Source organism: Nocardia sp. NRRL S-836, assembly GCF_001279525.1.
In the GTDB taxonomy this organism is placed as follows: domain Bacteria; phylum Actinomycetota; class Actinomycetes; order Mycobacteriales; family Pseudonocardiaceae; genus Lentzea.
The window spans coordinates 264,310-275,217 of the sequence record NZ_LGDY01000114.1 but is presented as its reverse complement, the minus strand read 5'-3'; the positions used below and the strand labels follow the sequence as shown (position 1 = coordinate 275,217).

The 10,908-nt window shown below is 72.8% G+C and carries 12 protein-coding genes and 1 rRNA gene; all 13 read left to right on the top strand.

Annotated elements, in window-relative coordinates:
* A 5S ribosomal RNA gene (gene rrf, locus ADL03_RS29255) occupies positions 1–95 on the top strand; the annotation flags it as partial.
* 90 nt (positions 96–185) lie between these two features.
* Complete coding sequence (locus ADL03_RS48835; protein WP_197288730.1) at positions 186–2,909, top strand: hypothetical protein; 2,724 nt, start codon at positions 186–188, stop codon at positions 2,907–2,909.
* On the top strand, positions 2,906–3,700 hold the full coding sequence (locus ADL03_RS29245; protein ID WP_053736767.1) for an HAD-IIA family hydrolase: 795 nt from the start codon (positions 2,906–2,908) through the stop codon (positions 3,698–3,700). The genes ADL03_RS48835 and ADL03_RS29245 overlap by 4 nt, the downstream gene beginning before the upstream one ends.
* A 4-nt stretch (positions 3,701–3,704) precedes the next feature.
* Positions 3,705–3,872 (top strand): hypothetical protein, encoded by a 168-nt coding sequence (locus ADL03_RS48830; RefSeq protein ID WP_197288729.1) that lies wholly within the window; start codon positions 3,705–3,707, stop codon positions 3,870–3,872.
* A 6-nt stretch (positions 3,873–3,878) separates the two neighbouring features.
* On the top strand, positions 3,879–4,673 hold the full coding sequence (locus ADL03_RS29235; RefSeq protein ID WP_053736765.1) for a TlyA family RNA methyltransferase: 795 nt from the start codon (positions 3,879–3,881) through the stop codon (positions 4,671–4,673).
* On the top strand, positions 4,673–5,563 hold the full coding sequence (locus ADL03_RS29230) for an NAD kinase (protein ID WP_053736764.1): 891 nt from the start codon (positions 4,673–4,675) through the stop codon (positions 5,561–5,563). Before ADL03_RS29235 ends, ADL03_RS29230 begins: the two co-directional genes overlap by 1 nt.
* A 95-nt stretch (positions 5,564–5,658) precedes the next feature.
* The gene (gene recN / locus ADL03_RS29225; RefSeq protein WP_053736763.1) at positions 5,659–7,440 is read left to right on the top strand and encodes a DNA repair protein RecN; all 1,782 of its coding nucleotides are present in this window, start codon (positions 5,659–5,661) and stop codon (positions 7,438–7,440) included.
* 655 nt (positions 7,441–8,095) lie between these two features.
* A complete protein-coding gene (locus tag ADL03_RS29220) occupies positions 8,096–8,644 on the top strand; it encodes a hypothetical protein (protein ID WP_053736762.1) in 549 nt (182 codons plus the stop codon).
* Entirely contained in the window at positions 8,637–8,819 is a 183-nt protein-coding gene (locus tag ADL03_RS29215) for a hypothetical protein (RefSeq protein WP_053736761.1), read from the top strand. The genes ADL03_RS29220 and ADL03_RS29215 overlap by 8 nt, the downstream gene beginning before the upstream one ends.
* Positions 8,812–9,411: a hypothetical protein gene (locus ADL03_RS29210; RefSeq protein ID WP_157529434.1), complete on the top strand. Its 600-nt coding sequence runs from the start codon at positions 8,812–8,814 to the stop codon at positions 9,409–9,411. The genes ADL03_RS29215 and ADL03_RS29210 overlap by 8 nt, the downstream gene beginning before the upstream one ends.
* Positions 9,404–9,997, top strand: a complete 594-nt coding sequence (locus ADL03_RS29205; RefSeq protein ID WP_053736759.1) for a hypothetical protein — start codon at positions 9,404–9,406, stop codon at positions 9,995–9,997. The genes ADL03_RS29210 and ADL03_RS29205 overlap by 8 nt, the downstream gene beginning before the upstream one ends.
* On the top strand, positions 9,994–10,425 hold the full coding sequence (locus ADL03_RS29200; RefSeq protein ID WP_053736758.1) for a hypothetical protein: 432 nt from the start codon (positions 9,994–9,996) through the stop codon (positions 10,423–10,425). The genes ADL03_RS29205 and ADL03_RS29200 overlap by 4 nt, the downstream gene beginning before the upstream one ends.
* The gene (locus tag ADL03_RS29195; protein ID WP_053736757.1) at positions 10,422–10,862 is read left to right on the top strand and encodes a hypothetical protein; all 441 of its coding nucleotides are present in this window, start codon (positions 10,422–10,424) and stop codon (positions 10,860–10,862) included. The genes ADL03_RS29200 and ADL03_RS29195 overlap by 4 nt, the downstream gene beginning before the upstream one ends.
* The last annotated feature ends 46 nt before the right edge of the window (positions 10,863–10,908 follow it).

Genomic DNA, 10,908 nt, shown 5'->3' with positions numbered 1-10,908 from the left:
AAACACCCGGTCCCATTCCGAACCCGGTAGTTAAGCCCTTCTGCGCCGATGGTACTGCACTGGTTACGGTGTGGGAGAGTAGGTCGCCGCCGAACTTACTTCCCTGAAAGGGGCTTGTGATGCGGGGCACAAAAACAGTGCTCGCTCACAGGCCCCTTTCAGCGTGTCTACAGTAGGAGGATTTGGTGTCAAGGTTCGGGGATCGTCCCGGCGACCGTCAGCGTGGCCAGGGAGACCGACCGCGCCGCTCCGCCGATGGTGGCCGCTCAGCAGCAGGCGACCGCAAGTTCAGCAACAACAGCCGCGACGACCGCGGCAGCTACTCGCGTGGTGAAGGCTCCGGCGACCGCCCCCAGAGCGGTGACCGTCGAGACAACCGCGCCGGCAACTCGTCCGACCGCGGCAACTTCCGCTCGGACCGCTCCGGCGACCGTCCCGGTTACCGGGGCAGCAGCGACTCGAACGACCGCGGGGGCTACCGCAAGGAAGGCTCCAGCGACCGCGGCGGTTACCGGTCGAACGACCGTTCCTCCGACCGCGGCGGCTTCCGCAAGGAAGGCGACCGTCCGGGCTACCGCGGCAACAGCGACTCCGGCGATCGTGGCGGCTACCGCCGTGACGACCGCTCTTCGAGCGACCGCGGCTCGCGTCCCGGCTACCGGGGCGGCGACTCGAACGACCGCGGCGGTTACCGCGGCAGCGACTCGGGCGATCGCGGTGGCTACCGGGGCAACACTTCAAGTGACCGTGGTGGATATCGCGGCAACCGTTCCGACGACCGTCCCGGCTTCCGCAAGGACGGCGAGCGCGGCGGTTACCGGGGCAGTGACTCCGGCGACCGCGGCGGCTTCCGCAAGGAAGGTTCCAGCGACCGCGGCTCGCGTTCCGGCGACCGTCCCGGCTACCGGGGCAGCGACTCCAGCGACCGTGGCGGCTTCCGCAAGGACAACGACCGCGGCAGCTCCCGCACGGGTGACCGTCCCGGCTACCGGGGCGACAGCTCCGGCGACCGCGGCGGATACCGCAAGGAAGGCGACCGCGGCGGCTTCCGTCGGGATGACCGTTCCGGCGGCGGCGACCGCGGTGGTTTCCGCAGCGACCGCTCCAGCGACCGTGGCGGCGACCGTCCCGGCTACCGCGGCAACGACTCCGGTGACCGTGGCGGCTATCGGGGCAACCGCTCCGACGACCGTCCCGGCTTCCGCAAGGACGGCGACCGTCCGAGCTACCGCGGCAGCGACTCCGGTGATCGCGGTGGGTACCGCGGCACCCGTTCCGACGACCGCGGCAATGACCGCGGCAGCGACCGTGGTGGCGAGCGCGGCGGCTTCCGCAGGGACGACCGCTCCGGCGGCGACCGCGGCGGGTACCGCGGCCAGGGCTCCGGCGAGCGTGGCGGTTACCGCGGCGACCGTCGTGACGACCGCTCCAGCGACCGTGGCGGCGACCGTCCCGGCTACCGGGGCAGCGACTCCGGCGAGCGCGGTGGCTACCGGGGCAACACCTCCGGTGACCGCGGCGGGTATCGCGGCAACCGTTCCGACGACCGTCCCGGCTTCCGCAAGGACGGCGACCGTCCCGGTTACCGCTCGGACAACCGCTCGGAGACCTCCGGCAACCAGCGCGACGACCGCCGGGACGACCGTCGTGACGAGCGCAGCCGGGAACGTGCCGCGCGCTTCCAGGACCGCATCTCCGACCAGGAGTCCACGGGCCAGGAAAGCACCGCCACCCCGGACGTGACCTCCGACGGCGACGCCACCCCCGCGCGTGCCGGCTACCGCCTCGGTGACGGTGCGGCTGCCTCGCGTGCCGCGTCCCGTGGGCAGTCCGACGCCGACGACGCGGTCTCCGCCGACGCCGTGGACGGCGACGTCGAGGGTGACACCGACGCCGACGTTCGCGTCGACCAGGACACCGCCGACGCCGACAGCGACGTCCGCGCCGCTGAGGACGAGTCGGAGCGCGCCGAGAGCGACGAGGCTCGTGGCGGCAGCGAAGCACGCGACACCGACGGCCCCCGTGCCGGGAGCGACAACCGTGCCGAGGGCAACGACCGTGCCGAGGGCGACGACCGCGGCCAGAGCGACGAGCGGGTCACCCGCGACGAGCGTGCCGACGACCGCGACGAGGTGCCGAGCGGTCCCCGTGGCGGCCGGCCGGAGCTCCCGGAGGAGGCCGACCTCTCCCTGCTCGACCCGGAGATCAAGGCCGAGCTCCGCAGCCTCCCCAAGGGCCTCGCGGAGATCATCGGACGGCACCTGGCCGCGGCCGGGCTGCTGATCGACGAAGACCCGGAGCTGGCGCTGGAGCACGCCCGGTACGCGCGCAGCAAGGCGGCGCGGGTCGGCGTGGTCCGTGAGGCGGCGGGTCTCACCGCGTACTTCGCGGACGAGTGGGCCGAGGCGCTGAGCGAGCTGCGCGCCGCCCGCCGGATGATGGCCGGACCGGGCCACCTCGCGATCATGGCGGACTGCGAGCGGGCGCTGGGCCGTCCCGAGCGCGCGATCGACCTGGCGAAGGACCCGGCCGCGGCCGAGCTCAGCCAGGAGGACGCGATCGAGCTGCGGATCGTCGCGGCCGGTGCGCGCAGGGACATGGGTCAGCTGGACGCCGCCGTGGTGGCGTTGCAGGGTCCCGACCTCGACCCGGGACAGCGCAACCCGTACTCGGCGCGGCTCTTCTACGCTTACGCCGACAACCTGGCCGCGGCCGGCCGCACCGAGGAAGCCGTCAAGTGGTTCCTCAACGCCGCCGAGGCCGACGACGAGGGGGAGACGGACGCCGCCGAGCGCGCGTTCGAGCTGACCCAGGACGAGACCCCTGTAGAGGAAACCTCCCCGGAGGCGAACTCTTCGGAGGAGACCTCTCCGGCGAAGAACTCCCCAGAGGAGATTGGACAGGCGTGAGCGAGACGTTGGTCGACCGGTACGACGCGTTGCTGATCGATCTCGACGGCACCGTCTACCGCGGACAAGAGGCCGTGCCCGGTGCCGCCGAAGCGATTGCGGAGGCCAGGGGCAAGGGCGTCGGAATCCGGTACGTCACCAACAACGCCTCCCGCTCACCGCAGGCGGTAGCGGACCACCTCGTCGAGCTCGGGTTCGACACGAGCGTCGACGAGGTGAGCACGTCGGCGCAGGCGGGCGCGGCCATGCTGGCCGACCGCCTGCCTGCGCGCACGAACGTTCTCGTGCTCGGCACCGAGGCCCTGCAGGCCGAGGTGCTCAAGCGCGGCCTCACCCCGGTCGACACTGCGGCCGAGGCGCGCGCCGTCCTGCAGGGCCTCAGCATGGACCTCGGCTGGCGTGAGCTGGCCGAGGCCGCCGTGGCCATCCGCAACGGCGCGCTGTGGGTCGCGTGCAACGTCGACGCGACCCTGCCCACCGAGCGCGGTCTGCTGCCCGGCAACGGCAGCTTCGTCGCGGCGCTGCGCACGGCCACCGGCCAGGAGCCGCTCGTGGCCGGCAAGCCCGCCACGCCGCTGCTGCGGCAGGCGGCCAAGGACCTCGGCGCTCACCGCCCGCTGGTCATCGGCGACCGGCTTGATACGGACATCCTGGGCGCCGTCAACGCCGGCATGGACTCGTTGCTCGTGTGCACGGGTGTGTCGACGGCCGAGGAGGCGCAAGCGCTTCCGGAAGACCAGCGCCCCACGTATGTCGGCGCGGACCTGTCGGTACTGCATCGGCTACCGTAAGGGCGTGAGCTACCCCCTGCCCGGACCGCCGCCCAACCCGGCCGACGCCATCGACGGCGCGCTGGAACGGCTCGACGGGCTCGAGGACGTGCCGCTGGCCGAGCACGTGGCGCGGTTCGACGCCGTGCACGCCACGCTCACCGAAGCACTGTCGAGCATCGACAAGGTGTGATGCACAGTGCCACGCAGGGTGCGGCTCGACGCCGAACTCGTGCGCAGGGGGCTCGCCAGGTCCCGTGAGCACGCCAGCCAGCTCGTCGCGGACGGGCGCGTGACGGTGCGCGGCACCGTCGCCACCAAACCGGCCACCGCCGTGGAGACCTCCGACGCGGTGGTCGTCAAAGACCTCGACAACGACCCGAACTACGCCTCCAGGGGCGCGCACAAGCTGGTCGGCGCGCTGGCGGCGTTCAAGGTCGACCCGGTCGGGAAGCGTTGTCTCGACGCGGGCGCATCCACTGGCGGTTTCACCGACGTGCTGCTGCGCCACGGCGCCCGTCAGGTCGTCGCGGCCGACGTCGGACGCGGCCTGCTCGACTGGAAGCTGCAGACCGACGAGCGGGTCGTCGTGAAGGACAAGACCAACGTCCGTGCCCTCACCCCAGAGGACATCGGCGGCACAGTTGAACTCGTGGTAGCGGATCTTTCGTTCATCTCGTTGAGGCTTGTGCTCCCCGCACTCGCCGCGTGCCTCGACGAGGAAGGCGACCTGCTGCCGATGGTCAAGCCGCAGTTCGAGGTCGGCAAGGAACGCCTCGGCTCGGGTGGTGTCGTGCGCGAGCCCGAGCTGCGTGCCGAAGCCGTCCTGGACGTGGCCGGGGCCGCGGCGGAACTGGGCTTGGCCGTGCACGGGGTCGTCGCGAGCCCGTTGCCCGGCCCGTCCGGCAACGTCGAGTACTTCCTCTGGCTGCGCAAAGGCGAACCCGTCGATGCCGCAGAGATGGTGCGCACCGCCGTCGAAGAAGGGCCCTGATGAGGGAAGTCCTGCTGGTCGTCCACACCGGGCACCAGAGCAACATCGATCTCGCCCGTCAGGTCGCCGGCCGGCTCGCCGTCGGCGGCGTCACGACACGGGTGCTCGACGACGAGGCCCGTGACCTCGGGCCGTCGTGCTGCACCAAGGTCGTGCCCGCCGACGACCACGCGGCCGAGGGCACCGAGCTCGTGCTGGTGCTGGGCGGTGACGGCACGCTGTTGCGCGGCGCCGAGCTCGCCCGGCCGGCCGGGGTGCCGGTGCTGGGCGTCAACCTGGGCCGGGTCGGGTTCCTCGCGGAGGCCGACTCGGACGCGCTGCACGAGGCCGTCGGCCACGTGCTGGAACGCGACTACTTCGTGGAAGAGCGCATGACGCTCGACCTCGTCGCCACGGTCGCCGGCGAGGTCGTCGTCAAGACCTGGGCGCTCAACGAGATCAGCGTCGAGAAGCTGATCCGCGAACGCATCCTGGAGGTCGTCGTCGAGGTCGACGGGCGGCCGGTGTCGGCGTTCGGCTGCGACGGCGTGCTGTGCGCGACGCCGACGGGCTCGACGGCCTACGCGTTCTCCGCGGGCGGGCCGGTCGTGTGGCCGGACGTGCAGGCGATCCTGGTGGTGCCGAGCAACGCGCACGCGCTGTTCGCCCGGCCGCTGGTCGTCTCGCCGAAGTCGCACGTGGCGTTCGAGATCGAGGCGACCGGGCACCCGGCGGCGTTGTCCGCCGACGGGCGGCGCACGTTCGAACTGCCCGCCGGTGCTCGGATCGAGATCGTCGAGGGCGAGGTGCCGCTCAAGGTCGTGCGGCTGCGCCACGCCCCGTTCACCGACCGGCTGGTGGAGAAGTTCGACCTGCCGGTGAAGGGGTGGCGGGGACCATCGGGAGGTTGACCGCGCCGCTCGGTGCGTCCGCGCTGGCTCGTTATGGTGCCACCAGAGACACGCCCCATCCGGAAATGTCGGACCCGACAAGTAAGGTTCGCCCTGTGCTGGCCGAGATGCGCATCAATGGCCTTGGCGTGATTGACGAGGCCACTCTCGAACTCGATCCCGGATTCACCGTCGTGACCGGTGAGACGGGCGCGGGCAAAACCATGGTCGTGACCGGGTTGCACCTGCTCGGCGGAGGCCGGGCGGAGGCGTCCCGGGTCCGCACCGGAGCCGACAAAGCCGTGGTGGAGGGCCGTTTCCAGGCCCCGGCGGGCAGCCCGGCCGCCAAGGTCGCCGAGGAGGTCGGCGGCGAGGCGGACGAGGACGGCTCACTGATCGCCATCCGCACCGTGGGTGCGGACGGCCGTTCGCGCGCGCACGTCGGCGGCCGCTCCGTGCCCGTCGGCGTGCTCTCCGAACTGGCCGAGCAGCTGATCGCGGTGCACGGCCAGAACGACCAGCTGCGGCTCATGCGCCCGACGGAGCAGCGCGGTGTGCTGGACCGGTTCGCGGGCGACGACGTGGCCGCGCCGCTGCGCCAGTACCAGCGCATCCGCGAGGAGTGGCTGAAGGTCGCGACCGAGCTGCGCGAACGCACGGAGCGCTCCCGCGAGCTCGCCCGCGAGGCCGACCTGCTGCGGCACGGCCTCACCGAGATCGACGCCGTCGACCCGAAACTGGGCGAGGACGCCGAGCTGCACGACGAGGCCCGCCGGCTCGCCGACGCCGACCAGCTGCGCGAGGCGGCCCAGGGCGCGCAGTTCGCCGTGTCCGGTTCGCTGGAGGGCGACCCGGAGAACCCCGGTGCGCTGGGCCTGATCTCCGAGGCCGCCCGCCGCCTGGGCGCGTCGGAGGACCCGAAGCTGCGCGACATGGAACCCCGCCTCGTCGAGGCCGCGACGCTGCTGTCCGACGTCGCCGGCGAGATCTCCGGCTACCTCGACCACCTCGAAGCCGACCCCGGCCGGCTGGAGCAGGTGCTGCAGCGCCAGGCCGAGCTGAAGGCGCTGACCCGCAAGTACGCCGCCGACGTCGACGGCGTGATCGCGTGGGCCGCCGAGGCCCGCTCGCGGCTGGACGGCCTGGACACCTCCGAGGACGCGCTGGCCGGCCTGGCCAAGCGCCGCGACGAACTGGCCGTGGAGCTGGCGGCACTGGCCACGCAGGTCACCGCCGCACGCACCGAGGCCGCCCTGGAACTGGGCAAGGCCGTCACCGAGGAGCTCGACGGCCTCGCCATGCCGCACGCCACGGTCGAGATCGCGGTCCGCCCCCGCCACGCCGAGTCCGGCGACCCCAACGCACTCGCGGTGGGCCGCTCGATCCTGCACGCGGGCTCGTCCGGCGTCGACGACGTGGAACTGCGCCTGATCTCCCACCCCGGCGCCCCCGCACTGCCCGTGCACAAGGGCGCGTCCGGCGGCGAGCTGTCCCGCGTCATGCTGGCCCTGGAGGTCGTGCTGTCGCACTCCGACCCGGTCCCGACCCTCGTCTTCGACGAGGTCGACGCCGGCGTCGGCGGCCGAGCCGCGGTCGAGGTGGGCCGCCGCCTCGCCCGCCTGGCCCGCTCCCACCAGGTCATCGTGGTGACGCACCTGCCGCAGGTGGCGGCGTTCGCCGACCGGCACCTGGTGGTCGACAAGTCCGCTGACGGCCGCTTCACCCGCTCCGCGGTCCGCAAGCTCGACGAGACGCAGCGGGTGGTCGAACTGGCCCGCATGCTCGCCGGGATGGACTCGACCGACACCGGGCGGGCGCACGCGGAGGAGCTGCTGGCGGCGGCGAAGGCCGACAAGTCGGCGACGCCGGTGGTGCGGAGGCGGAAGAAGAAGGCCTGAGGGTTGGGTTTTGGGCGCCGCCTGGGGTGGTGGCTGGCCGTGGGGTTGGGCGCTGGCTGGAGTTGGCCGGTGGCGGTGATTGGCTGGCGCGGACGGCGGTTTGGCTCTGACGGGGCCGGTGGCCCGGCGGCTGGGGTTCGGCGCTGGCCTGAGGTTGAGCGTTGGCCTGGGGTTGAGTGCTGGCCGGAGGTTGGCGCGGGCTGGGTTGCCTGGACCGGTGGGCCACTGGATCGGCGCTGACCGCATGATCGCCGGCAATTGGTCGCAGGTGGGCTGGGTCTGCGCGCGCTGGTGAATCCCGTGGTGCGAGTTCGGCCGCCGAAGCCGAGGCTCGGACCGTCACGCCGCTGGACTGGCCACGCCGCTGGACTGGCCATGCTGCTTGGGCGATCGCGCCACTGTGGCCCTCGCGCAGCTGCGCCGCTTGGGCCGCCGCGCTACCCCTGACCGCCGCGTCACCTCATACCGCCCAGACCGCCGCGCCGCCCCGACCCCCGCGCCGCCCGACTCGCGCCGACCCGGTCCGCGCGCCGGCGCGACCGGCGCGTCGGTTCGTCCGCGCCCAACGTGCGCTGGTTGGGCATGATGGGGGGAACGTGACCGAAGCCCGGTCAGCGGACGCACACGGTGGTGCGGTGGAAGGTGGACCGGAGCTGTGACCACGCGCCGGGTGTTCGGGGCGGTGCTGGTGCTCGTGGCGGCGGGGTTGGCGGTGGCCGCGACGTTCCTGGTCGGGTATTCGGTCCAGACGCAGGTCGGCAACCGGAGGCTGCGGTTCGAGGCCACGACGTGGGGGGTCGAGCACGACGACTTCCGCGGGGCGTTGATGTTGGCGCCGATCGACTTCGGGTGGCCGGCGGTCGCGGCGGCGGTGCTGATGGCGGGGGCGGCGGTGCTGGCGTTTCGGCGGCCGGTGGCGCGGCTGGGGTCGTTGCTCGGGGCCGGGGTGCTGGTGGGGCTCGCCTGGTTGTCGCTCAACCAGGTGCAGCGGGTGGTGGAGCGGCTCGCGGAGCTGGAGCTGCCGGTGCCGGTGGAGGTGGTGCGGGGCAACGGGGTCACGGTCTTGCTCGTCGCCGCGGGGGTGGGGGTGGTGGCGGCGTTGTTGCACCAGGAGCTGCCGGGTGCGGGCGGTGTGGGGAACCACCAAGAAGAGGAGACGCCGCCCTACGGGTTTCCGGTGGTCGTGGAGCCGAAGCGTGAGTGAGCGCGTGCTGGTCGAACGATGGCGGATCGCTGCGGTGGTGCTGGTGCACCGGCCGCGGCAGCCGGTCGGCGAACCGGAGGAGGAGGCGGTGGTGGTGCACCGGTTCGTGGACGACGACACGCCGCCGTTCGGCATCGTGGTACCCGTCGAGGTAGGAGAGCACCGGCGTGACTGACCGGGGAAGACGGGCCGCGCTGCTCCTGGTGCTCGCCGGAGTGCTGGCGGGCGTCAGCAACCTGCTGCCCATGTACACCGTGATGCACACGAGCCCGGTCGACGCGTTCGCGTGGGACGGGTCGCTGTGGGTGCCCTCGTCGGCCACGCCCGCGGCGGAACGCGACGTGAGCCCGCTGCTCAACGCCGGCACCCCGGTGCTGGTCACCCTCGTCGTCGCGGTGGTGGCCGGGCTGCTCGCGCTGCGCCGCGACCGGATCGCGCCGCCCGCCCGCGTGGTGGCGCTGGCCGCGGCGGCCGCGTTCCTCGGTGCCGTGGTGGCGTATGGGGTCGGGGTGCTGCGCGACGAGGAGATGGTCAACGCGTTCGACGCCGGGGCGACACCGCCGTTCGCGTACCACTTCAACTCCGGCTTCTACCTGCTGGTGGCGGCCGCGGTGCTGGCTCTCACGGGCGCGGTGCTCGTGCAGCGGCCGCGACCGGCCGCACCGGAGCCTGACGACGACGCGGTGGTGGTGCACCAGATGACCGACGACGACACGCCGCCGTTCGGGCTGGCCATCCCGATGACCGGGGAGCCGCGCGGTGACTGACCGGAGGATCGCCGCGGGGGTCGTGCTGCTGGGCGGGGTGCTCACCGCGGTCAGCTGTTCCCTGGACATGTACGTCACGCGCTACAGCGGCACGTCGCCGGGCCTGAGCGTGTTCTTCTCGCTGTGGGGCGTGACGTCGGACGCGCCCGGCTACCCCGCGACCCGCACCACGATGTCCGCCGCGCTGCCCGTGCTGCTCGCCGCCGGGGTGATGGTCCTGGCCGCGGTGTGCGCGCTCGCCGGTGAGAAGATCGCCAGAACGGCGCGGATCGTCACGGTGGTCGGCGCGGGCGCCCTTTTCGGGGTCGTGCTGGCGTTCGTGGTCGAGGTCCGGTACTGGGACGCGGTGCTGGCGAAGGTCGAGCACGACCCGCAGTCCAGCTACGAGCAGACGAGCCTGCCCGGCCTGTACCTGCTGGCGGCGGGTGCGCTGGTCGGGCTGGCCGGTGCGGTGCTGGCCCACCGGTCGCGGCCTCCCGACGTGGGACCGGCCGCGGGCCGGACCGGAAACGCCGAGCCGGCCGGGAACGCGGACGACGCCACGCCGCCGTTCGGGATTCCGGTCGGGGAACAGGAGGCACGGTGATCGGGCGGCCGACGGCGATCGCGTTGATCGCGGTGGGGGTGGTGCTGACGGCGGGCGCGATGGTGCTGCCGTGGTACTCCACCGCGTACGCCGGTGACGTGGAGGTGGTCGTGCGGGCCTGGGGCACGCAGGTCGTGAACAAGCCCGGCGACTGGCCGGCCGGTGAGCTCTCGCCCTGGTACGGCATCCCGGTCGCGGCCACGATGGCGTTGCTGGTGGCCGGGGTGAAGGTGCGCTGGGCCGCGCTCGCCGGGGCGGTGGCGCAGGCGGGGGCGACCGCGGTCGTGGCGGCGCTGGTCGTCTCGGACCGCGGGCACGCCGCGGACCAGCAGGGCGACTTCGCGCTCGGGTACGGCCTGGTGTTCCTGGTCGTCGGCACGGTCGTGGCGCTGGTCGGTGCCGTTGCGGCACAACGGGAGGCGGCGTGAGGAAGCTCCTGCACGCCGGGCTGCTGGTGCTCGCTGCGGTGGCGGCGGCCGGTGCGACGTTCCTGCCGCTGTCCGAGCTGCGGATCCGCCTCGCGCCCGACCAGCCGCAGACGGAGTTCGTCACCACGGGCTGGCGCACGCACTTCGGTGACACGGTCGACCCGCACGGGCCGATGTTCGGCATTCCCGTCGTGGTCGCCGCGCTGGTGCTCGTCGCCGGGATCTTCCTCAGGAAGTTCGCGTTCGCCGGGGCGGCCGCGCTCGCCGGGACGACCGGGATGGTGTTCGTGTACCTGGTGAACGCCATCAACTTCCACAAAACCGGCAACATCACCATCGACCCGGCGCTGGAAGCGGGGTTCGGCGCCGGGATCTGGGTGCTGCTGGCCGCCGTGGTGGTCGCGTTCGGTGCCGTGGTGGTTCACCCCGACGACTGACCAGCACCAACCGCCCGGCGTGCCTCACCTGTCCCGTGCGCAGCGT